The organism is Pantoea sp. EKM101V (assembly GCF_011800325.1).
GTDB lineage: Bacteria > Pseudomonadota > Gammaproteobacteria > Enterobacterales > Enterobacteriaceae > Pantoea > Pantoea anthophila.
The window spans coordinates 136844-159837 of record NZ_JAALFP010000011.1 but is presented as its reverse complement, the minus strand read 5'-3'; the positions used below and the strand labels follow the sequence as shown (position 1 = coordinate 159837).

The window sequence follows — 22994 nt, the reverse complement described above, 5'->3', positions numbered from 1 at the left end:
GCTGTTAAGCAGCGGCTGCAGCCCCAGCGAAGCCAGATGCGCCGTCCAGATCGCCTGATGAAAGAAATATTCGTGATTGCCGGTGATGGCCCAGACGCCGTCGGGCGCAGTAAGACCGCGCAGTGGCGCAACATCATGCCGCCGGTGTTCCAGGCTGCCATCGATCACATCCCCTGTCACGACAATAAGGTCGGGCCGGAGGGACATCGCCCGCTCCACCATGGCGCGGGTCCAGGCAGCATTAAACAGTCGCGTGATATGCAGATCGGTCAGTTGCAGAAGCTGATAGCCCTCAAACTCAGCAGGCAGACTGGGCAGGAACAGCGTCACCTCTTTGACGGGAGGCACCCGTATTGCCTGCTGAACCCCGAAAGCCGCCAGCCCCATCGCCAGCAGGACGGTCAGATAGCGCGCCCCGGGCGGCAGCGGCAGCGGATGTCGCAGCAGCAGGGCAAGCAGCATGACAGCATCCAGCACGATCTGAAACACGGCAAGCAGCAGCACGGTGCCGTAAGCCCAGTTAAACAGAATGATAATGGCGCGGGGCATCTCGGCCGAGAAGATCCCGCCGGATGTGAAGCGACTCACCAGCAGATATTGAGAGGCCAGCAGCGCCAGTGCAGAGAGCAGGATTTTTACGGACAGGGGCAGGGACAAAGGAATAATGACGCGGGCAATGACATACCAGCTGGGTAAGCTGAAAATCAGGTGAAACATGGCAATCTTCCGGTGAGGCGCTGACGGTCAGCGCAGGCAGTTAAGAGAGGATAGCGAATGAAACCGTTTTAGCACGGTAAGGTATAGGATGAGTTTGCCAGGTCTGCTTTACGGCAGGTGCTCTGGCCGTGTTCAATCCGGCGCAGCGGGCCGCCTGGCCGGGACGAAAAAACCCGCGTGACCGGCACGCCGGCCACGCGGGTAACATCAGGTCTCACCTTTTGCGACACGCGGGATCAGCGCAGAACACCCGACGTTGTCTGCGTCTCCTCCGTCACGCGCGTCATGGCGATCGGAATGCTTTTGTAAGCCGGAATGCCGCTCTGCGTGTCGTGGCTGTCGAGCGGCACCATCACGTTGGCTTCCGGATAGTAGGCCCCGACCGATCCGGGTGCCATATCGATAATCACAATCGTCAGGTTTTTCATCTGGCGGGAGGTAGGATTGCCCTCCGGGTCCAGCGCCATCAGATCGACACGGTCGCCCACCCGCAACTGCCGTTTTTCCGCCTCTTCGGCATTAATAAACAGCACATCACGACGGCCCGTGACGCCACGATAGCGGTCGTTCAGCCCATAAAGGGTCGTGTTGTACTGGTCGTGACTGCGCAGGGTGGTCAGCACCAGGTCATGGCATTTCAGCGAGCGGGGATCTTCATTGATGCCCTGCATCACTTTGAACTGCGCCTTACCGGAAGGCGTATGCCAGACGCGTTCTGATGCGGCGTTATAGAGCCGGAATCCACCCGGGTGCTTAATCCGCTCGTTGAAGTTTTCGAACGCCGGAAAGACCGCTTCGATGGCGTCACGGATGCGGCTGTAATCGGCTGCCATCGCGGACCAGTCCACCACGCTGTCTGGCAGCGTCGCTTTAGCCAGCGCGGCCACCAGTGCCGGTTCCGATTTAAGATGCGGCGATGCCGGATCGAGCGAGCCGCGCGAGGCATGCACCATGGACATCGAATCTTCCACCGTCACACTCTGCGCGCCCGTTGCCTGCACATCCGTCTCCGTGCGGCCCAGCACCGGCAGCAGATAGTTATGCTTACCCAGCAGCAGGTGTGAGCGGTTCAGCTTGGTCGCCATATGCACAACCAGATCGAGATTGCGCATCGCCGGGAAGGTGACCTGTGGATCGGAGATCGCTTCTGCCAGGTTACCACCCAGACAGAGCAGCGCTTTGGCTTTGCCATCGCGCATCGCCTTAATTGCCTCAACGGCACCGTGACCATGCTTCTGCGGCGGCCGGAAGCCAAACACTTTCTCAATACTGTCCAGCAGCGATTGCGGCGGGATCTCCGTGATGCCCACCGTCCGGTCGCCCTGAACGTTGGAGTGACCGCGTAACGGACAGATACCTGCACCGGGTTTACCGATGTTGCCGCGCATCAGCAGCAGGTTGGCAATCTGCTGCACATTCTGGGTGCCGTACTGGTGCTGAGTGATCCCCATGCCGTAGCAGATAATCGTGCGTTCAGCGCTGGCATAGAGCCGGGCAACGTGCTGGATCTCTTCACGCGTCATCCCCGAGACCTTCAGGATATGCTCCCAGTCGGTGCTTTCCAGGTCGGCTTTCAGCGCGTCGAAGCCTTCGGTGTGCTGGGTGATAAACGCCTCATCAATGACGCCCGGTTTGCCTTCACTCAGCGCTTCTTCATGCAGGGCCAGCAGGATTTTCATCACCCCTTTCAGCATCGCTGCATCGCCGCCCACCCGTACTTTGTAATAGGTTGAGGCCAGTTCAGTTGAGCTGAGCGACAGCATCTCTATCGGGCTTTGCGGTGAGGTAAAGCGCTCCAGACCGCGTTCCCGCAGGGGGTTGATCGCCACAATCGTGCCACCGCGCTTGGCGACTTCGCGCAGCGTCCCCAGCATGCGTGGGTGATTCGTACCGGGATTGTGACCAATGCATAACACCAGGTCGCAGTGGTCGAAATCCTCCAGTTCCACCGTGCCTTTGCCGACGCCGATGGACTCCGGCAGTCCGACGCTGGTGGGTTCATGACACATGTTTGAGCAGTCGGGGAAATTATTGGTGCCATATTCGCGGGCGAAGAGCTGCCACAGAAACGCGGCTTCATTTGAGGCCCGGCCGGAGGTGTAAAACTCCACGCTGTCCGGGTCTTCGTAACTGCGCAGGTGTTCACCAATCTCACGAAACGCGGTTTCCCATTCGATGGGCTGATAGGTGTCAGATGCGGCATCATACTTCATCGGATGCGTCAGGCGGCCTTCGCCCTCCAGGTGCAGTGCGCTGCGCTCCCATAGCTCTGTCACCGTATGGGCGGCAAAGAATGCGGGTGTGGTGCGTTTGCTGGTCGCTTCCCATGACACCGCTTTTGCCCCGTTTTCGCAGAACTCAAAGGACGAGGCATGTTGCGGATCCGGCCAGGCACATCCCGGGCAGTCAAAGCCCTGCGGCTGGTTAACTTTAAACAGGGCGATAACATCCTGTTTTACCGACATCTGGCCGCGGATAGCATCGGCAACCGCCTTTAATGCACCCCAGCCACCGGCCGCGCCACCATAAGGGGCAATGCCATTTGTGCGATTTTGCTCTTTCATAATGCTCCACATTGTCTCTATTGTTATCGGCTAAGTCTGGTACAGAAAATCGTTAACCGCGTGGATTCTGGCTAATATGTCGCGAAATTCTTTCTCAAAATGTTTCTGTGCCCGGCGCACCATCCTTTTCAGCGCGAAAATAAGCAGAGCGCCGCGCTGTTTTTGTCGGGAAATAAGCGAGGCGGACTGTCCTGATTTAACAGGAATATCGTGAGTAATTTAAGGTTGGTAAGCATTGGTATCGCTCTTAATTTTTTAAATGACTGTTTTTGCGTATTTTAATAGAAGTGAATGGCGTGGAAATTACCCGGAAATTAATTAGTTTCTGATGGGGAAAGTTGTGTCGATGAATTTTCTGACCTGTGTTAAAGCGGCAATAATATTCACAGCCGCAGAAGGGAAATATCAGCAGAGGTTGCAGCGTGCCTGTTCAGCGTAAATATGACGGCAGCGTATTCTTGTGTTTCGCGCCTGCCGTAATGACAGAGGCGGTTGCTCAGGCTATATCTTCACGATCCCCGCGCGTCGTGGGATGCGAAATAACCAGAAATTCGACCGCGCCATCACCGTTATTCTGCGCCTGATGTGCCGATTGCGGGGGGATTTCGATACCCTGTTGCGCGCTGATATCCTGCACGGTGCCGTCAAGCTCCATCGTCAGCAGCCCGCTAAGGACAAAGAAAAACTGTCTGGACGCCGCATGATAGTGCCGTTTCTCACGTGTGCCAGGCGGCATTTTTTCGTGAATGATTAACATGTCCTGGCGGTTGACCAGGTACCAGCCGTCGCATCCGTCACCCCACTGATAATGTTCCGCATTCTCTTTTGAAATCATCGTTCTGCTCCGGCGGCGTCGCTCATCTTCTCTGGCTGACTATAGCTGGCCAGGAAATTGATTTTCAAACTTTTATTTCAGCCATCGTTTTCTTCCTGCGCAGCCTGATATTCTCACTGACGAGCGCCCGTTGGCAATCTGGCGCATGATCGCTGGCGATGAGTGGCAGCATGACACGGAGGATAAGAGATGCAGTGGTGTAATCAGGCGCAGTCTGACATCTGTCTTGAGTGGGGGCCCGCGGCCGTCGGTTACGTTGCTCAGGATGTGGACTGTATTGTGATCGTTGACGTCATGTCATTTTCCACCTGTGTCAGTCTGGCGGTCGACCAGGGCGCACAGGTTTATCCCTACCCCTGGAAAGATGCCTCTGCGTTGACGTATGCAGACAGCATCGGCGCAAGGGCAGCCAGCCCTGACAGGCTGAGTGGTTCAGGCGGTTTCAGTCTCTCTCCGGCGTCGATGCGAAAACTGGCCGCGGGAGAAAAACTGGTGCTTCCCTCTCCCAATGGTTCAGCAGTTTCGTTCCTGGCGCGGGAGAGTGGCGTGACGGTATTCAGCGGCTGTTTCCGGAATCTCTCACTCACTGCCAGAGCCTGTCGTGACTTCCGGCGCGTCCTGGTTATCCCCTGCGGCGAGCGTTGGCCTGACGGCACGCTTCGCCCTGCGATCGAAGACTATCTGGCCGCAGGCGGCATTATTGCCGCTATCGAACGTGACCGCTGTTCCCCGGAAGCGCAGGGGGCGGTCGCCGCCTGGCAGCAGATGAATCCGCTATCCCTTCGCGAGTGCTCTTCAGCACGGGAACTTCAGCAGCGCGGGTTTGGTGAGGATATCGATCTCTGTCTGGATGTGGACAGCGGACAACAGGCGTGTCAGTTGCAGGGTGATTTTTATACCGCCCGGCAGTGAAGGATCTGAGCCTGTCAGTGCGCGTTCAGCGGCCCGACAGGCGGGAAGGGCAGAGGTTACTTCTTCTTATTCATCATCGATTTCAGGTCAGCAAAAGGGTTGTAGGTGGCTTCACCGACATCCTTCTGTGCATCCTCGCCTGCCACGACGCGGGTACCGTACTGGTCCGCCTCGGTATACTTCGAGTGCTCATGGTCATGACAATAGAGACACAACAGTTCCCAGTTACTGCCATCTTCCGGGTTGTTTGTGTGGTCATGGTCAATATGGTGAACCGTCAGTTCACGCAGGTTTGAATAAACAAACTCGCGCGAGCAGCGACCACACACCCAGGGATAGAGTTTGAGTGCTTTTTCACGGTAGCCGCTTTCAAGCCGCGCATAGTTTTTAGGGATTAAAGCCATTGCCGAAAGTACCTGTTATGCAGAGAGGTTCACGAGAGTGCTGCCAATATATCCCACAATCGGACAGAAAAAGAGATCATCCTCTCCTGTTGTGAAGAAGCGGGTAAATAAAGCCATTTGTTTCAATTGGATAGCCGGAATAAATGGCTGTTTCCCGCTTTGCTTACGGCGTTGCACTAAATGTAATGCAGAACACCATAAATGGCCCAGAAAATGGCGTTAGCACCAAGATAAGTCCAGCATCCCCAGTAGGCAATGGGTTCGCGGCGAGTGCGGAGTTTAGGCAGAAAGGCCAGTAAATAGAGTGCAGAGGCAATAAGCGAAACGAAATAGAAGAATTTCATCGTTCTCTCCTGATTAATATCCTTTATTTCAGGATAGTCAGGACTGACTATTTTGCGCGGTGCTTCATCACAGGAGTGCTCACCCCTCCCTCTGCCAGCCTGTATCAGTGACGTTCAGAAGGAAACAGAGCGAAACGTCGGAGTGAGAGCTCTGGACATCGTCGGCAGAGATGCCACTCCATGGCGTACAAACTCCTAAAGCGCTTTATTCAGAACTACTTAGAAGGACGGCGACTAATCTTGCCTCCTTTCCGACCCGCTTCCCTGGCTTTTTCATGATCATTCTTGAAATTGCCCCCACTGACCTTGCCTCCTGCACTGCCAGCTTCACTCGCGCGTTCTGGATCGTTGGCAAAATTACCGGCACCACCTCTGTATTTCTGTTGTGTCATAGAAAGACCTCCTATCAGTGTTCCGTGAGATAAAAAGGACTAGCTAGTCACAGCAGGAAGGATAGTCGTCCGCTTCGTTTAAGCAAAGGCAGACGATGAATTCCCTGATAAGGGGAGGGTTAATGAATGAATTTTTAGCCCCGGCAGGGTCATGGCAGTTGAACTACGCTTAAAAGCCTGACGAAAAAGGAGAACGCAATGCGTAATGACACCTTAATCGACACGCTGGAGCTGGGTTCCGGTGGACAGAAACAGAAATATGAAATTTATGGTGATGATAACCAGACGCCCACTTATGCGGTGATCTACCGGCAGCAGGGCGAGAGCTGGCAGGCCCTGGAAGAGAAACTTACTTTTGCTGCGCAGGATGAACAGCAGGAGGCAACAGGATCAATGGGCTACGGATCCGGCGATACATTGCCAGATTTGCGCGATCTGCCCGCTGAAGCGCGGGCGCGGTGCGAAGAACACTGGCAGGAGCAGAACAAAAGGTAGCGGGAACGTGTGCCGCTCAGTTCCTGAAACCGTGCGGCCACATCGTTTATCCGGATGCGGCGGAAGAGAAGCCCACGCAGCTTTATATCTTCCTGGTCTGCCGCTGTCCGGGGTTACATTATGCTAATAAAATGTAACAAATTCATTGATTAAACCACCTGCAGCAATCGTTAAAGGTTTTCCCACTACGGGCGATAACCCATAGGCGTTGAGCCCGCCGATCATTGACGAAACCGGTACTCAGCGCCGAGTTCTGAACGCGAACGGACCTGCATTTAGCCCTCCTTTTACACACCAGTAAACGCAAAATTTATGCGTAAGTTAATCTTATAAAAGCGAAAATAATAATATGTCGATCATCAAGACGATCAAAAGTCGCCTGCCTGCTGCGCGTCTCCGGCGTAGCAGCCAGCCTGCAAATGGCACTTACGATTGCCGTGCAATGCCTGCTTCACTCTCTTCCATCGGCCTGAGCGCACGCGCGGGCGGGATCCTGATGACCTTTGTTCCGCCTGAGGCGGACTTCCGGCGGGTCAGTCAGGCATGGCAACGCTTTACGTCTGCCGATCTGACGGTGCTGACACTCTCCTCGAATGGCGCGCTGAGCAGCAGCCGTCCACAGAGCACTTACTGTGAGGGGAATGGTCCGGAAGGGAGCTATCTCTGGCTGCCGGACACGCTGATCGCCCGTCATGAGACGCACATTGTCGATCTTCATGTCGCCGATACGCAGACCGCCAGCCAGCGCATCAGCGCCATCCAGCAGGAGCTGGCGCGATTGCCAGTGCGGATGCCGCTCTCTGCCGACCGTACTTTCGCCATGATTTACTGTGACGGGCTTTCCGCATCAGAAGGTTTTCTGATGCAGGCCTGGTACAACAGCGGCCGCTTTCCCTGCCTGGCCATTGGCGGTTCAGCGGGCGGCCGGATCTCCTTTGATGGCACCTGGATCGGTGTCGGTGGCAAGGTGCTGCAGGGCAAAGCGGTGATCGTTTTCTGCCAGATGGCGCCAGGCAAATCCTTTGCGCCGTTTAAAAGCCAGAACTTTACGCCACGCGATCAGAGCTGGCTGATTGCTGAAGCTGACCCGGTCGCGCGTACCGTCACCTCGGTATTTAACCGTCACGGTCAGCAGCAGCCCTTTGTTCCGGCGCTGTGTGAGCACCTTAACTGCAGTGAAGCGCAACTGGCCGAGCGGATGAAAGGGCTGACCTTTGGCGTCAAAGTCGGGGATGAGTTTTTTATCCGCTCCATTGCCAAAATCGAATCCAGCGGCGTGCAGTTTTTCTGCGACCTGGAGTTTGGCGACCGGCTGTTCCTGATGCAGGAAAAAGATTTCCAGCAGACGACGCAGCAGGAGTGGCAGGCGTTCACCGCTCAGCATGGTAAACCTGCGGCGATTCTGATGAATGACTGTATCCTGCGCCGCGTCGGCAATGCCGACAAGCTGCACAATGCCCATTTCTTCAAAGGGATTGCCGCCGCCGGTTTTTCCAGCTTCGGCGAAATTCTGGGCGTGCCGATCAACCAGACGCTTTCGGCGCTGGTGTTCTTCAATCGCGATGTGAAAGCCATGAGCCAGTTCCCGGTGGAGTATGCCGGTTATGCCGCGCATTACGCGCAACGCGGTCTGCGTCGCTGGGAAGCGCTGAACAGCATCCAGACGCGGGTGCTCGATCGGGTGATCACCTATCAGCAGGCACTGACTCCGCTGATGGAAGCGCTGCCGGTTCTGGAATTGGCGACCCAGAGCCAGGGCGAAACCCTGAGCCTGGCGGAGAGCAGCATCCGTAACATCAGTAACATCGCGACGGAAAGTCAGCAGGCACAGGGCCGGCTGGATGAGGGGCTGGACGATCTGGAGAAAATCTCTAACGGCATCAACGACATTACGCACGGCATCAGCAACATTGCTTTCCAGACCAATATTCTGGCCCTGAATGCGGCAGTCGAAGCGGCGCGCGCAGGCGAGGCGGGACGCGGCTTTGCCGTGGTGGCGGGCGAGGTTCGTCGGCTGGCGCACTCGTCGAAAGAGCAGGCTGAAGCGACCGCCAGTAACATCAGTGAGGCCGTAAGCACCATCTCACGTATCCGGCTGGTGGCCAGTGATTCAGCGCAGACCGCCGCGCAGATGGCAGAGCGCAGCATCAGCGCAGCCGACACGCTGGCTGCTATGAATCAGCAGACGCGACATGAGCGCGCCGATATTGCGAAGCACCTCGGCAGCCTGCGTGAACTCACGCAGGGCATGGACGCGATGCAGGAGGCAGTAGCCCAGCTCAAGGTGTTGCAGACGCTCTCCGGCGCACAGGTTAAAGGCTGATTTATCTCGATAAAATGTAAGAAATTGCGATATAAGCGCATCGGCCAGGCAAGCCGCGCCCGCAGTTGTTACACTTGTCGGTGATTAACCACGCAGAGGTATAAATGAAAATCAAAAGTTATGCAGCCATGCAGGCTGGCCAGGCCCTGGAACTCTATGAGTACGATGCCGCCGAGCTGGCAGCCGAAGAAGTTGAAGTCGAGGTCGAGTATTGTGGCGTCTGCCACTCAGACCTGTCGATGATCGACAACGAATGGGGCATCTCTCAGTTTCCGGTGATCGCCGGACACGAAGTCATCGGCCGGGTCTCTGCCCTGGGTGATGCGGCTAAAAACAAAGGACTCTCTGTCGGTCAGCGAGTGGGCATTGGCTGGACGGCAAAAAGCTGTCAGCACTGTGATGCCTGTATCAACGGCGAACAGGTTAACTGCCAGCAGGGCAGTATCCCGACCATCATGAACAAAGGTGGTTTTGCTGAGAAGCTGCGCGCTGACTGGCAGTGGGTGATCCCGCTGCCGGAGAAGCTGGATGCAGCGACCGCGGGTCCCCTGCTATGTGGCGGGATCACCGTCTTTAAACCGCTGCTGATGAGCAACATTACTGCCACCAGCCGCGTCGGCGTGATTGGTATCGGCGGTCTGGGCCACATTGCGATTAAGATCCTGCACGCGATGGGCGCCGAAGTTGTGGCCTTCAGTTCAACGCCGGATAAGAAGCAGTCAATCCTGGATATGGGTGCGGACGAAGTGGTTAACAGCCGCGACGCTGAAGCCCTGAAGAAACAGGCGGGGCGTTTTGACCTGATCCTGAGCACCGTCGCTGTCGACCTCGACTGGAAGCCCTATTTCGCTGCGCTGGCTCCTCAGGGCAAATTCCACACCGTGGGTGCTGTGATGAAGCCGATTGAAGTGAGTGCTTTCGAACTGATCATGGGCGACAAGGCGGTGACGGGGTCGTCCACCGGCTCTCCGGGGCAGCTGCGCTCCCTGCTGCGCCTCGCTTCCCGGGCTGACATTGCCCCTCAGGTTGAGTATTTCCCGATGTCTGACATCAATAAGGCGCTGGACCACGTTCGTGCCGGTAAAGCCAATTACCGTGTAGTACTGAAAGCCGATTTCTGATGGAAGCCTGAATAATCATGCCGCAGCCTGCTGCGGCATTTTTTTATCTTCACTGTGTGACTAATCCCTCTTCCAGAGCTGCGGCGATGACGTCATCTGCTGTTACGCCGAACCATTTTTCTGTCGGACATGTCCGATGACGACGATGCCAGGCGGCAACCATCTGATAGCCCAGTGTATACCCATACCATCGGCGATACGCACCGGTGCCGAAGAACCAGGCTGAATGGTCGTACCGGGCGCTTTGCAGCATCGTCAGTGGGACCGGGTTAGCCTGCAATTCACTGAGCTCAATGGCACACTCCCAGGGTTCTGCGGCTGTTTCCAGCAGCCAGCAGACAAACTGACCGGCCAGGCCTTCGCTGACTAATGCCTCGCCCAGCGTCCAGCCATACCCGGGCCCGCGCATGCGCAGACAGTGATGGACCTCGTGCACGATCTGCCGCATCAGCCTGCCATTTTCCAGCTCCCGGGACAGGTTCGGATTTGCCGGATCAATGGCCATGCCGAACAGTGTCGAACGGTAAGCCCTGCCTGCAAAACCTGTTTCAGGTATCACAGCCTCCGGTACACACTGAATTAATATATCCAGACGTGGAACGTCTGTTACGCACGAGATATGGTGGAAGGCGGTTTCAGCGGCCCTGACGATAACCGATTCGTACTGCCTGACCTCACCTGATGCCTCCAGCCAGTGCAGTTTCCAAAGATGGTTCACAGGGATCTCCTTTCAGGGGGATAGTCATTTCTCTATCAGGCAGTCTGGCCCAATCCTGTCGAATCTGAAAGTGATGCCCTCTATCACTGACAGGAGGGGCTGAACACGTTGACGGGGATCGCATCAGGTATCGACTGCTGTCACGATATTCTCGCCAGCACAATGGCATGGCTATCGCTAAGGCGCTTGGTGGTGCCGCCTTAACGGGAAGGTAGTCAGGCACAGTTTCTTGATCGACCGGTGTTTAATAACATAGGCGGCGGAATGGGGCATGACCAGGGCAAGGATCAGACCCTGGTCATGCCTGAATACGGCCAACGGCTGCAGCGGGCCATCAGCGTAACGGCAGTACGTTCACCCTGATCAGATCAGGAAGTCATCCAGCGACTGACCCTTATCAATGGCTGTTTTGATTACGCTGGGTGTCCGGCCCTGACCCGTCCAGAAGTGAACCTGGCCCTGTTCATCGCTGTAACGGTATTTCGCCGGGCGCTTCGCCCGTTTCTTTTTACCGGCAGCCGGGGTCGGGGTGCTGTTGACCAGCTCCGCCGGATTAATGCCTTCTTCCTGCAACAGCTCCTGGTAGAAGGCCAGTTTCTCCGCCTTCTCACGCGCCTCTGCTGCCCGCGCATTTTCCTCTTCGCGACGCTCGTTCACCACGGCCTCTAATTTCTGATGTAACTCTTCCAGCGTGGCCACAGTCAGATGGCGTGCCTCGGCGCGAAGCGTGCGGATATTATTCAGGCTGTTCAGGTTCTTATTCATACAAAATTCTCAAATACTCAAGTTAATCAATAAAGTGCAAATTTTTCAGCGGGCAAGGGTAACACTGACCCGCATGCCATTTGAAGTCTCTCTGTAGATTTATGCTCTGCCTTTCCGGTTTTGGGTGTGTTGCGTGATGTGAGATGGCGTAATATAAAAGCGGAATCTGCTGAAAAAATAGCAATTATCGCTATCGAAAGGGGATTACGGGATTTGCATTTTTGCCGGGGGATAACTGTGCTTAAATCAGTCATCAGGTTTTATTAAGGACAGGCATGACGTTTCGCCGTAGAAATGATGAGACAGCGTCAGGGATTTCCCCCCTTCTCAGAAGCATAACGCTGTCGGGCGTGTTGCTTGCTGTCCTGGTGATTGGATCCGATCTCTGGTCGTTGCGTGAAGACTGGAATAACACCGTCAGGAAAGTTGAAGATATGGCGGTCAACCTGTCGCTGTCGCAGGCGCGTCAGGCCGACGATACGTTTTTACAGACCGAACTCTCTTTGCGTGAATTACAGCGCGAGCTCGAAAAACAGATTGCGACGAGCGGGGTGGATGGCCGGGGGCTGAGCGAGACAATGCGCCTGCTGCAGAGCCATTTGCCGCAGCTTCATGGCCTGTTTTACTATGATGCACACGGTAAGTGGATAGCCACATCCATGAACCGTATCCCGCCTGACATCAATAACGCCGATCGCGAATATTTTGCTTATCACCGTTCCACCCTGCGAAACACTCTGCATGTTGGCCCGGTGCTACGCAGTCGCACCACGCATGAACTGGTGATTCCGGTGACGCTGCGCGTTAATGATGCCTATAACGGGTTTCGTGGCGTTTTACTGGCTACCATCAAAGTGGACTATTTCCGCCGTTTTTACAGCTACTACGAACTCAGTGAAGGGGATGTGCTGGTGCTGATGCTGGCAGACAGTACGGTGCTCTACGCCCGGCCAATGCCGGATAGCTACATCGGTAAAAACCTCTCGGTGAGTCCGCTTTTCCTGAAGATGCTGGCAAATAAGGACAAAGGCAGCGGTCAGTGGACCGCCGCGCTGGATGGTCAACAACGGATCTTTGGTTTTGTCCGATCGCAGCGCTATCCGCTGGTGGTTGCCGCCGGATATGATAAACGCGCCCTGTTTCATCACTGGCTCAGAGGCTGGGTACAGGATCTGATACTGAGCCTGATTCTGCTGGCCGTTATTATTTTGTTAGGTAACTTTGTACTGCGTCAGGCACGGCATACGCTACGGTATCAGCGTGAGCTGACCCGGCTGCGCGATGAGCTGACCGCAGCTAACCGCTCACTGGAAGATCTGGCACACAGCGATGGCCTGACGGGCGTCGCCAACCGTCGCCATTTTGATCAAATGCTGAAGCAGAGTCTGCAGAAGGCGGCGCTCAGCGGCCAGCCTGTGTCACTGATTCTGTTTGATATCGACTTTTTCAAACGTTACAACGATACCTATGGCCATGTGGCCGGTGATGATTGTCTGAAGAAAGTCGCTGCCGTGCTGGCAGAAAACACCCTGCGTAAAAACGCACTCACGGCCCGCTACGGGGGAGAAGAGTTTGCGATTATCCTGCCCGGTCAGCCGCTATCCTCTGCGCTTCATCTCGCTGAGACCCTCATCGAAGCGGTTAATCAGCTTGATATTCCGCATCTCACATCTGAACTGCCGCAAAAGCATGTCACGCTGAGTGCAGGCTGTGCTGTAAGCCTGGCGGCTGACTCTCCGTCAGCACCTCAGGCGCTGATCGCGCGCGCGGACGAGGCTCTGTATCGCGCAAAACGGACAGGGCGTAACCAGGCAATGGTTGAAGATCCGCAACGCTGAAATTCAGCCATTAAAACCCTAAAGCGGTTTATTTCTGTCTGCGCATATTAACGGAAGGCGTTAACGATACAGGTTAGCGCTAATCTGCTTAGCCGCTCAGGCAATAACGTGGTGTCGGGAAGAGGATGGGATGCCAGCATTATCGCGCTGGTTTAAGGACATTTCGCTTAACAGCAGGATGCAGAAAACCCGCCTGGCGTTGCCAGACGGGTTTTCATAAACGCATAACGGATTAAATCAGGAAATCGTCCAGCGATTTGCCGTCATCAATAGCCGCTTTAATCGCAGAGGGAGTACGGCCCTGACCGGTCCACTGCTTAACTTCGCCATTTTCATCAGTGTACTGATATTTGGCAGGGCGGGGCGCACGCTTTTTCTTCTCTGCCGGCGCAGTCTGCATACCATTTAACAGCTCGTTAGGATCGATACCTTCCTGCAGCAGTAATTCGCGGTATTTTGCCAGTTTTTCTGCTTTTTCACGATTAGCGGCTTCTGAAGCCTGCGCTTCTTCACGACGCTCGCTAACGACAACAGAGAGTTTTTCCAGCATTTCTTCTAAAGCAGCAAGATCAAGTTCGCGAGCGTTTGCGCGAAGGGTACGGATATTATTCAAGCTATTGAGAGTGTCACTCATCAAAGTCACCATAGTCATGTTCAGATAATAAAATACAGAGCGGGTTCACGCTGATGCTTTTCGTCAGACCTGCTTTTTTTAAGATGCTTGCCTTCGAAGAATCAAATACAGAACCTGGCGTTCAACACAGTCATATTAATCGCTTTCTGAGAGAGTTGAAACTCTATTTAGCGCATCAGCGTTAAACAAAAGTAAATTTATGCTGTTTTACCCTTTTCACACGTACGGTGTCAAAAAAAACCTGATGGTCCTCATCGGATAATTCAGTCATTCACCAGACTTGTTCGCCAGCTTTCAAGCGAAGCCGTGTGCTCTCAGGTCAGACACAAGAGCTAAAAAAGATAAAGTTATTTACACCAGGCGTCATATAAACGGCCAGTGCTTATACCGTTAAGCAAAATTATGCTGTAAAAATGCTAATTAAATAACGCCAGAGCGGTTAATTCCAGGCAGGTCATTTAGTCTGTTTTTATTTGTAAGTTACTGTATTTAATTAATTTTAAGTTGAGGCGACCTGTTGCTGTTAACATTATTCTGATGCAAAGGGTTTACTAACGGTCATGCCGTCTGGCTTTAATGCGTTACGGGGATAGGTACTTAAACAGATGGATACAACTTAAGCGGAATCCTGCGACGTTAATCCACACTTCAGAGCGAATTTTTACAGTTCTAATTACTGTGCGTTCAGGGCCGGACGGGACAACTAAGGACCTGAAGGAGCGCTAATGTCATCCTGCGTAATATTATCTGACGGTATTATTGCACAGGATGCATTAAACGTGGCACATCGTTGCTGTCTGAGATGGGTGAAGCTCCGATGAACAGCATCGTAAAAACATTGCAAAGTGCCCAGCTATCGACAGCATGCCGGAGGACACCCTGCAAAATAGCGCTTCTGAAATCCGCTAACCTGGCAGGCATTAACAGAGTCCGATTGTTGCCGGATGTAATTAATTTGCCTTGAAGGGCTTCCATAGCAAAACGCGGGATATAACTGCCAGCATACAGATGTCGATGTCGGGTCAGGCTTTAATGGGCCAGTCTCGCCGGATAATATGGTCAGATTTTACACGGTTAAAACAGACAGGGTAGTTCTGAACCTGAGGATAACATTATCGCTGATCCGGAAAACGTTGCGCTGTCGGGTTGAGCTACACTCAGTGAACAGAAGGGTTAACAGCAGCGTTGTGATTGATTAGGTGGGGGGAGTAACGTGTTTAAGGGGAATAAAAAGTCATTACCGGTTCGTTACTGTCAAATGTGCAAAAAACCGATGAGCTGGCGGAAAAAATGGGAAAGATGCTGGGAGGAAGTGAAATACTGTTCTGAACGCTGCCGACGCGCGGCGCATGCTCAGCGCAGGGATCAGGCGGAGAACGATCCTCTGTAAAACCATTTAAACGGCGAGAGAGAACGGGCCAGAAGGCGTTCTCCCGGCCACGCTCGTCATCAGGATCTTACTGCTGAACCTCAATCTGCTGCCAGCCCTGTCTGAACATACAATCTTTCACCAGAATTTCCCGCTGACTTTCGTTCGCGTCACTGGTGGAGTAGTCGGTATCCGTTGTTTTATGCTTGTCGTCGTGAGACGTGTATTTGCCACTAACAATGTTATCAGGTGGCAACTCACGCAATGCCTGAGCCTGACACGCGGTTTCCGCCATCATCTCCTGCTGATCAGAGGCATCAGGTTTAACCCATTTGTACTGAACGCATCCGGTCAGACAGAGAGTGAAGAAAAGTAACAGGAAAGGTTTCATCATCTGTTTCTCAGCGATTATTAAAAGGTCATACTGCCGCCGATACACGTGGTTGTAATGCTGGCGGTCATAATTACTGGCCCAGTCTCCAGGCTTTAGCCCGTTCCTGCCTGAGCAACCTCAACGCCATCTGTCGAATATTTATCCCCTGACTGTCCGGATAGATACCGCTGGCGAAACGGCCCGCCTCTGCCTCAAGGATGGTGAAGTGTTTACCCTGTTCTTCGCTGAGGCCTGTCGCCATTGCAGAGGAAGAGGCACACAGTGCTTAGCCAGGAACGCTCAAACGACATTCCATCGAATCTGTTTTCCGTGGAGTCAGAGGATGTGGTGATTCTGCTCAGTGCAGAAAAGGCCTATTTTTGTACAATTTCCTTAACATCATGCTGCTGCAACTGATGCATATTTCCATCTGTGTCTTTATAGGCAATCATGCCGGTCTCTTTGTCTTTAGCCGGCTTGCCTTTGGTGGTAATCATATGACCATCCGTGGTTGAGATGATGTAACTCCCGGAGCAGGCAGCCAGTGACATGGCTGAGAGCATCATGGCAAGGATAATGGCACTTCTGTGGATAAAGGCAGAGGATTTCATAACCGTTCCCGTTTATTCCTGTATAAGACAATGCCGTATTATGTTTTCGCATTCTTAAACGACGTGATAACGGTAGGGCGTTCAAAAAATTTATGTGAATTAAATTGATCTGGATCATTTATAACAAGCTGAGCCTCTCTCTTAACGGCATTCTTATCCAGCCACTAAAAGCCGCTTTAACTTCTGGCAGAACAATGACGCCAAAGAGCACACACGCTTATGTCTGACGGTATCCAAAGATATCTCATCGGGATAAAGCCTCAATGTCATTACACGTTACTATTGGATTTCAAATTAACCCTATATTTGCCACTCATCTGAGCAGCTCTTTATTCCATAAATTGCCGAGTCATTCAGGCGTTATAGCCGACTCCAGGGGAGGGCGTTTGCCGAATCAGGGCGGATTTAATGATGTTACTTGCTTAACAGCCCGTGAGGGATGACCTTTTCAAAGACATTCAAAGAGCAGGATATAGCATCCATAACAGCATCCTGGCACTTATACCGGCTAATCGAAGCCACGGCGGTCTGCGCCCTGATGTGCAGGCGGAAAAGAAAGGCCAGATTATGAGTCATCAATCTATATGTTAGTTACAACAACCAATAAGAGCGGTCACTATTCTCTGAGCGAGCCTGCGTCCCGCTGCCCCTCTCTGACAATTATCATCGAGCTGTTCTGAAACTCCGAGTGCTCATTGACAGGCCGCCCCGCACGGCCCGAAGGGCCGTAACAGCAGTTTATTAGCATATGCATGATGTAACTAATCTTAACGACGGATGTCAGATCAGATATAGCGGCCGGTCAGTAAACTCACTGCTGAACTTAAATAAAAGGTTCCTGCGTAGCAGAAACCTTTTCCGGTATCACGAGGTCAGATAATGCTCCGATTCGCCCATTGCGCAGGCCAAATCAACTGACCTGAAAAGCAATAAAAAGGCCGTTATTAAACCAGGTCACTTTCTCGCCCGCCTCGTTGAGCATCCATCCGGCTTCACCCATAGATGCATTGTTCCAGCTTTTGTATTCAGTCGCGCTGGCCAGACCGATAGCATTAATACTTTTAGCGGCTCGATTATAATTGAAGCAGCAATCTGAATTCAGGCCCGCCTCATTCCACATCCCAAGTAACTCTGTATAGCCGATATCAGCACCGCTGACGCTTTTCGCTTCTGATATATTTAATAAGCGCATATTAACTCCTTTTACATTTAAGTTACATCAAGTGGGTATTGCGGCGTCATTTTATCAAAAAAGTCTTTTTTCACGCTGCTGGTTCAATAGATTAGCAGGCCAGAATAACGATTAATTTTTTTTGAAGAGAATAGCTAATCGAACTGTTTCGATTGACATTTTTTCAGGCGCACGATATCCCTTTAAAAAAACGAACCAGGTTTATTGCAGGTTAAAAAGGTAAACAGAACGTGAGTAAGAAGAGCATGACGTTTTGAGCCGTGTGCCTTGGGTTTAAATAACGCCTGTTGTAACTCTGCATCGTTGCTCTTGCGCCTCTGGTAGTGAACATGTCCCTATTTCGGAGTCAGGGCAGATGAAGACAAACTATACCCCTGCGCATCATGACGCTATGTTCCGTCAATTTCTGACCCAGCCAGATGTTGCCCGTGATTTTATGGAAATCCATCTTCCGGCAGAGCTTCGGGAAATATGCGATCTCAGCACACTCACACTGGAATCCGGTTCGTTTGTCGAGGATGACCTGCGGCAATATTTCAGCGACGTGCTTTACAGCCTTAAAACACGCGCTGGTGACGGTTACATTCATGTTCTGATTGAGCATCAGTCTACGCCCGACAAACATATGGCCTTCCGTCTGATGCGCTATGCGGTGGCGGCCATGCAGCGTCATCTGGAGGCTAAACATCCGACGCCCAATCCTTTGTTCGCGAACTGGCACAGCGTGTGCCGCAACACGGAGACGCACTCATGACCATCGCACAACAACTTGAGCAAAAAGGCATCGAGGAAGGAATTCAGATTGGCAGAGAGAAAGGCCATTCTGAAGGTGAACGCGACGCAACCCTGAAAATTGCGCGGACGATGCTGCAGAATGGCCTCGACCGCGATACCGTCAGGCCTGACCGACGAGGAACTGGCACAAATCCGCCACTGAGTTCGACTCATCCTCCCGTTAATCCCGCTGAATTATCCCTCTTAACAGCCTGTTGAACTGCCGTTGACCCTGACGGCCATTTTCCCCTGCCTGTCCGACGTCAGATCAAAAATCGAAACGCTTATCATTTGTAGAATAAGTGCTTCTTACTCAGAGGCAGAACAGGGTATGGCAATTCACACAGGCTGCTCCTACCGGATAGTGGGCTATCAGCCCTCGGTCAATTCTACCTGGCGTCAGAAATTACTGACGATGGGCATGCTGCCGGGCGCAGTGATTGAAATTATTCGTGTCGCCCCCCTGGGTGACCCGGTACAGATCTCAACCCGTCGTGTCACTCTGGCGGTGCGACAGGGTGACCTGGACGCAATTATTCTGGAGGAGATCGTCTGATGAAAAAGATAACCATCGGGCTGATTGGTAATCCTAACACCGGTAAAACAACGCTGTTTAATCAGCTCACCGGCGCCCGCCAGCGGGTGGGGAACTGGGCGGGCGTCACAGTTGAGCGTAAGGAGGGACAGTTCTTTACGGCCCGGTCAGATGTCCGGCTCATCGATTTACCGGGAACCCGCTCGCTGACAACCCTATCTGCCGAAAGCTCCATCGATGAAAGCATCGCCTGCCAGTACCTTTATCAGGAGCATGCCGACATCGTGATTAACGTCGTCGATGCCTCCCGTCTCGAAAGCAACCTGTTCCTGACGCTTCAGCTGCTGGAGCTGGGGCTGCCCTGTATTATTGCCCTCAACATGCAGGATATCGCCGCCAGCCAGAACATCACTATCAATACGGAAGCCCTGTCAGCCCGGATGGGCTGTCCGGTTGTTTCACTGACCTCAACCAGAGGTGACGGCATTGCACAGCTTAAGGCGTTGATCGATGAACCGCAGATTTACCGCGCACCGGAGCAGGTGCGCTACCCGGCAGCGATTGAATCGGCGATCGGGCAGCTTTGTCAGCAGATGTCTGCCACCCTAGCGCCGCAGAAACGCCGCTGGCTGGCCCTGCAATTGCTGGAAGGCGACATCAACAGTCTGAAGCTTTGCCCGGAACTGGAAGCCCACTTACCTGAAATCAGGCAGCAGGCGGGCGAAGAGGCGGGTGTACAGATTGCCGACTATCGTTATCGCGCCATTAATGCAATCTGTGCGGCCGTCAGTCATAGCGATCAGGCTGCGCCCGCGAATCTGACCAGCCGGATTGATCAGGTTGTGCTGAACCGCTGGCTGGGCATTCCGATTTTTCTGGCGGTGATGTATGTGATGTTCGTGCTCTCTATCAATATCGGCGCCGCCCTGCAGCCGCTATTCGACAGCAGTTCGGTGGCGATATTTATTCATGGTGCACAATGGCTGGGTGCGGTCTGTCACTTCCCGGCCTGGCTGACGGTGTTTCTGGCGCAGGGGATCGGGGCTGGCATCAACACCGTGCTGCCGATTATTCCGCAGATTGGCCTGATGTTCCTGTTCCTCGCTTTTCTGGAAGACTCGGGCTACATGGCTCGCGCCGCCTTTGTGATGGATCGGTTGATGCAGTCACTGGGCCTGCCGGGCAAATCATTTGTGCCGCTGATTGTTGGCTTTGGCTGTAACGTGCCGTCAGTGATGGGGACACGCACGCTGGACACGCCGCGTGAGCGTCTGCTGACCGTGCTGATTGCACCCTTTATGTCGTGCGGTGCGCGGCTGGCGATCTTTGCGGTTTTCGCTGCGGCATTTTTTCATGCGCACAGCTCCAGCCTGGTTTTTTCCCTCTATCTGCTGGGGATTGTCGTCGCGGTCGTGACCGGGCTGGTACTCAAGCATACCCTGCTGGGAGGTGAAGCCTCACCGTTTATCATGGAGCTGCCGGTCTATCACCGGCCCCATCTCAAAAGTCTGCTGCTGCAGACGTGGCAACGGCTGAAAATGTTTGTGGTGCGGGCCGGGCAGGTCATCATCCTGGTGAGCATGCTGATTGGTGTACTGAGCAGTTTTGCATTCAATGGCCAGCTGGTGAATGACATTAACCACTCCGCACTGGCTGCGACCAGTAAAGCGATTACGCCGGCGCTGCTGCCGATGGGTGTCACACAGGATAACTGGCAGGCCACCGTCGGACTGGTGAGCGGTATTATGGCGAAAGAGGTGGTAGTGGGAACACTCAACAGTCTTTACACTACCGAGGCGATTCAGAGCAGCCCGTTCGATCCGCAGGCTTTTGACCTGGGAGGAGAGTTAAGAGAGGCGCTGACTGACACCTGGGCTGGTTTAGCGGCTGCGTTCAGGATTGATGCACTGGCGCATCCGATTGAAGCCAGTAAAGGTGATGGTGAGATGGCCTCCGGCCCGATGAATGTGATGTCGGATAAATTTGGCAGCGGCTTTGCCGCCTATAGCTATTTGATTTTTGTGCTGCTTTACGTCCCCTGTGTCTCCGTCATGGGGGCGATTGCACGCGAAGCAGGCAAAAAATGGATGATGTTCTCCTTTTTCTGGGGACTGAACATCGCCTACACCACGGCAACGCTCTTTTATCAGGCGGTCACGTTTGCCCGTCATCCCGCATTCAGCGCGATCTGCATCTTATGTGTCGTGGTGCTGAATGTCATCATTCTGCTGGCACTGCGCAAAGCAGGGAACCGTGTGCAGAACATCCCCATCATGTTCAGGGAGGAGAAAGGACGCTGTCAGGGCTGCCACGGCAATTGTGATAAGCAGGGCGGATATGCCTGACCCGATCACCCGGTGATAGCGTCAGTTACTGACCAGGGCAAGGCCGGAGATCTGAATACAATGGCGGCGACGCGTCAGGAAACGGCGAAACCGCCTGTTAATCAGTGAGATGGTTCAGGAATAAAGCCCGAAAAGTGCTGTCCCGTACCGGTTTACTCACAGGCTGTCCACTTTTTCTGTGGATAACTTCATCCGCCGAAGACGCTTAGCCCGCTTTTTTGTCAGCATTAATCAGGCCATGCGCCATCAGCATGCTGTTCCATAAACTCCACCATGGCCCCTTTATGGGCTTCGACATGACGAATATAGCGCATCAGCGTCTCCGGCTTTTTCCAGGTGCCTTCCTGCATGATTCTGGCTATGGGGTAGCCTTTGTCTGCCATATCCTGTGCTGCGCCGACCCTTGCGCTGTGGCCACTCCAGCCGGTATAGCGATTTTTATTGGCTTTCACGCCTCCGGTTTTTCCCGCACAGCGCCAGGCGCGTTCGAAAATCTGCTCCAGAGCCCGGGTGCTCATAGGTTTTTCGGCTGGGAGGGAGCGTCCCGAGCGGTGGACAGCGGTAAACAGATAGGCTTCGGGCTGGCCGGAAAGCCCGGATGCCTCCAGCCACTCCTCCAGCCGCTGGGTGGAACGCGTACTGAGGGCTTTAATTAACCCACCGGTCTGTACAACGGTTTTAGTCCAGGCCACATCCAGAATGATACGTCCATCACCGGCACGCATCACATCGCGCACCCGTAACCGCGACAGTTCACTGATACGCAGCAGCGTTGCGTATGCGACGTGCAGAAAGGCCAGATCGCGGCGCGCCTGGAGGCTGTCAGCACCTGACCACTGCCTGTCCAGCGCCAGCAGATCGCTGAGCCTGAAGGGCACAGCCTGTCCCGCCCGCTCGCCACTCATTACCGCCACCCGGTTGATCTTCTTCATCGCACGAAAAACCTGCGGCGAGGAGTTGGGCACGGGCAGACCGGCGTTACGGTGTAACATCGAAATCAGAGCTGCATGTGACGTAACGGTAGAAGAAGCCCGCCCGCTTTCAGCCAGGAAAGTAAGATAGTCGCGCAAATCGTCAGCGCTCATCGGCAGGAAGCTGCGCTGATTTTCTTCCGACCACTGATTGCAGATCCGCATCACGCTCAGAAGCTGTCGCCACGTGTTAGGCGAAAAGGCCTCTTTGTCCTGCACAAATTGTCTGAGGCGTTCAGCGATATCCCCGCTCCGGTTCATCTGCAGTTCAGTTAACGGCACTAGCTCTGTCATTTTTGCTCACTGATTGACCGAAAACAGCGTTGATCGCGCTACGTGAATTCTGAAAAAAAAGCAGGGGGTCAACCGGCCAGAATTTGCGTAGCGCTGCCATTTTACAAAGTGGTTTTGACTGTCTGTCATCATAACCCGGCGCATCCATACTGTCATGACTTCGTATAAGAATAATTATACGAAGCCAGCCAGATGAGCCACTTTTTCATCAGGAGGCAACGACGGCCGCAAGGCATCCGCTAACGTTAGCGAGGATATCGACACCGGATGGAAAGTGACAGGAAAGAGGATCAGGAATGAAATTCAGAAATCGCGCCATGGTTTATCCGAATTTAAGCGGGAAGGCAGCGAAGCTGATGGTTTATTTTTAACTCAGAATCTTCAAGTCCGGTCGTGAAGTAATTAGCCATCTGGCGCTGATTAAAAAACTGCAATGCTATATTTCCCTCCGCTTTAAATATCACCCGA

21 protein-coding genes and 1 pseudogene are annotated in these 22994 nt (G+C 53.6%); 9 read left to right on the top strand and 13 right to left on the bottom strand.

Features of this window, described 5'->3' with window-relative positions; all coding sequences use genetic code 11:
• The 3 genes from HFD92_RS17210 to HFD92_RS17200 all read right to left on the bottom strand — a co-directional run.
• A partial coding sequence (locus HFD92_RS17210; RefSeq protein ID WP_185185210.1) for a metallophosphoesterase occupies window positions 1-717 on the bottom strand: 717 nt, incomplete at its 3' end.
• 236 nt (window positions 718-953) lie between these two features.
• Window positions 954-3281 carry an FdhF/YdeP family oxidoreductase gene (locus tag HFD92_RS17205; RefSeq protein ID WP_167429372.1) on the bottom strand — a complete coding sequence of 776 codons (2328 nt, stop codon included), beginning with the start codon at window positions 3279-3281 and terminating at the stop codon, window positions 954-956.
• A gap of 496 nt (window positions 3282-3777) precedes the next feature.
• Entirely contained in the window at window positions 3778-4116 is a 339-nt protein-coding gene (locus tag HFD92_RS17200) for a cupin domain-containing protein (RefSeq protein ID WP_167429371.1), read from the bottom strand.
• A 189-nt stretch (window positions 4117-4305) separates the two neighbouring features.
• On the opposite strand from HFD92_RS17200, the gene HFD92_RS17195 reads away from it, so the two are divergent.
• On the top strand, window positions 4306-5028 hold the full coding sequence (locus HFD92_RS17195) for a 2-phosphosulfolactate phosphatase (RefSeq protein WP_167429370.1): 723 nt from the start codon (window positions 4306-4308) through the stop codon (window positions 5026-5028).
• A 56-nt stretch (window positions 5029-5084) separates the two neighbouring features.
• On the opposite strand, the gene yajD is transcribed toward HFD92_RS17195, so the two are convergent.
• The 3 genes from yajD to HFD92_RS17180 all read right to left on the bottom strand — a co-directional run bounded on the left by yajD (window position 5085) and on the right by HFD92_RS17180 (window position 6168).
• On the bottom strand, window positions 5085-5432 hold the full coding sequence (gene yajD, locus HFD92_RS17190; protein ID WP_009093119.1) for an HNH nuclease YajD: 348 nt from the start codon (window positions 5430-5432) through the stop codon (window positions 5085-5087).
• Between the two features lie 176 nt (window positions 5433-5608).
• The gene (locus tag HFD92_RS17185; RefSeq protein ID WP_167429369.1) at window positions 5609-5776 is read right to left on the bottom strand and encodes a hypothetical protein; all 168 of its coding nucleotides are present in this window, start codon (window positions 5774-5776) and stop codon (window positions 5609-5611) included.
• Window positions 5777-5991: 215 nt separating this feature from the next.
• Entirely contained in the window at window positions 5992-6168 is a 177-nt protein-coding gene (locus HFD92_RS17180) for a general stress protein (RefSeq protein WP_009093122.1), read from the bottom strand.
• 198 nt (window positions 6169-6366) lie between these two features.
• On the opposite strand from HFD92_RS17180, the gene HFD92_RS17175 reads away from it, so the two are divergent.
• The 3 genes from HFD92_RS17175 to HFD92_RS17165 all read left to right on the top strand — a co-directional run bounded on the left by HFD92_RS17175 (window position 6367) and on the right by HFD92_RS17165 (window position 10107).
• Window positions 6367-6663 carry a hypothetical protein gene (locus tag HFD92_RS17175; protein WP_167429368.1) on the top strand — a complete coding sequence of 99 codons (297 nt, stop codon included), beginning with the start codon at window positions 6367-6369 and terminating at the stop codon, window positions 6661-6663.
• Between the two features lie 349 nt (window positions 6664-7012).
• Window positions 7013-8986: a methyl-accepting chemotaxis protein gene (locus tag HFD92_RS17170; protein WP_167429367.1), complete on the top strand. Its 1974-nt coding sequence runs from the start codon at window positions 7013-7015 to the stop codon at window positions 8984-8986.
• A gap of 104 nt (window positions 8987-9090) precedes the next feature.
• The gene (locus HFD92_RS17165; RefSeq protein ID WP_009093125.1) at window positions 9091-10107 is read left to right on the top strand and encodes an NAD(P)-dependent alcohol dehydrogenase; all 1017 of its coding nucleotides are present in this window, start codon (window positions 9091-9093) and stop codon (window positions 10105-10107) included.
• A 49-nt stretch (window positions 10108-10156) separates the two neighbouring features.
• Here the strand turns inward: HFD92_RS17165 and HFD92_RS17160 are convergent, their stop codons facing one another.
• Together HFD92_RS17160 and HFD92_RS17155 are read right to left on the bottom strand one after the other, a co-directional pair.
• Window positions 10157-10825, bottom strand: a complete 669-nt coding sequence (locus tag HFD92_RS17160) for a DUF2268 domain-containing putative Zn-dependent protease (RefSeq protein WP_255461729.1) — start codon at window positions 10823-10825, stop codon at window positions 10157-10159.
• 363 nt (window positions 10826-11188) lie between these two features.
• Complete coding sequence (locus HFD92_RS17155) at window positions 11189-11590, bottom strand: H-NS family nucleoid-associated regulatory protein (RefSeq protein ID WP_167429366.1); 402 nt, start codon at window positions 11588-11590, stop codon at window positions 11189-11191.
• Window positions 11591-11865: 275 nt separating this feature from the next.
• Here HFD92_RS17155 and HFD92_RS17150 point away from each other — a divergent pair, with 275 nt between their 5' ends.
• Window positions 11866-13428 carry a sensor domain-containing diguanylate cyclase gene (locus HFD92_RS17150; RefSeq protein ID WP_167429365.1) on the top strand — a complete coding sequence of 521 codons (1563 nt, stop codon included), beginning with the start codon at window positions 11866-11868 and terminating at the stop codon, window positions 13426-13428.
• 232 nt (window positions 13429-13660) lie between these two features.
• Here the strand turns inward: HFD92_RS17150 and HFD92_RS17145 are convergent, their stop codons facing one another.
• The gene (locus HFD92_RS17145) at window positions 13661-14062 is read right to left on the bottom strand and encodes an H-NS family nucleoid-associated regulatory protein (RefSeq protein ID WP_167429364.1); all 402 of its coding nucleotides are present in this window, start codon (window positions 14060-14062) and stop codon (window positions 13661-13663) included.
• Window positions 14063-15275: 1213 nt separating this feature from the next.
• Between HFD92_RS17145 and HFD92_RS17140 the strand changes: the two genes are divergently transcribed.
• On the top strand, window positions 15276-15452 hold the full coding sequence (locus HFD92_RS17140) for a DUF2256 domain-containing protein (protein ID WP_072215522.1): 177 nt from the start codon (window positions 15276-15278) through the stop codon (window positions 15450-15452).
• Window positions 15453-15519: 67 nt separating this feature from the next.
• Here the strand turns inward: HFD92_RS17140 and HFD92_RS17135 are convergent, their stop codons facing one another.
• The 3 genes from HFD92_RS17135 to HFD92_RS17125 form a co-directional block, all read right to left on the bottom strand.
• A complete protein-coding gene (locus HFD92_RS17135; protein ID WP_058958130.1) occupies window positions 15520-15825 on the bottom strand; it encodes a hypothetical protein in 306 nt (101 codons plus the stop codon).
• Between the two features lie 353 nt (window positions 15826-16178).
• Complete coding sequence (locus HFD92_RS17130) at window positions 16179-16415, bottom strand: YgdI/YgdR family lipoprotein (RefSeq protein ID WP_009093133.1); 237 nt, start codon at window positions 16413-16415, stop codon at window positions 16179-16181.
• A gap of 910 nt (window positions 16416-17325) precedes the next feature.
• Window positions 17326-17607: a hypothetical protein gene (locus HFD92_RS17125; RefSeq protein ID WP_167429363.1), complete on the bottom strand. Its 282-nt coding sequence runs from the start codon at window positions 17605-17607 to the stop codon at window positions 17326-17328.
• A gap of 355 nt (window positions 17608-17962) precedes the next feature.
• On the opposite strand from HFD92_RS17125, the pseudogene HFD92_RS17120 reads away from it, so the two are divergent.
• From HFD92_RS17120 to feoB, 3 genes and pseudogenes are all read left to right on the top strand, one after another.
• Window positions 17963-18544, top strand: a pseudogene (locus tag HFD92_RS17120) (Rpn family recombination-promoting nuclease/putative transposase).
• A 168-nt stretch (window positions 18545-18712) separates the two neighbouring features.
• Window positions 18713-18937, top strand: a complete 225-nt coding sequence (locus HFD92_RS17115; protein ID WP_140029902.1) for a FeoA domain-containing protein — start codon at window positions 18713-18715, stop codon at window positions 18935-18937.
• Window positions 18937-21261: a Fe(2+) transporter permease subunit FeoB gene (gene feoB, locus HFD92_RS17110; RefSeq protein WP_167429362.1), complete on the top strand. Its 2325-nt coding sequence runs from the start codon at window positions 18937-18939 to the stop codon at window positions 21259-21261. The genes HFD92_RS17115 and feoB overlap by 1 nt, the downstream gene beginning before the upstream one ends.
• Before the next feature lie 227 nt (window positions 21262-21488).
• Here feoB and HFD92_RS17105 read toward each other — a convergent pair whose 3' ends face one another.
• Window positions 21489-22526, bottom strand: a complete 1038-nt coding sequence (locus HFD92_RS17105; RefSeq protein ID WP_167429361.1) for a tyrosine-type recombinase/integrase — start codon at window positions 22524-22526, stop codon at window positions 21489-21491.
• Between the last annotated feature and the right edge of the window lie 468 nt (window positions 22527-22994).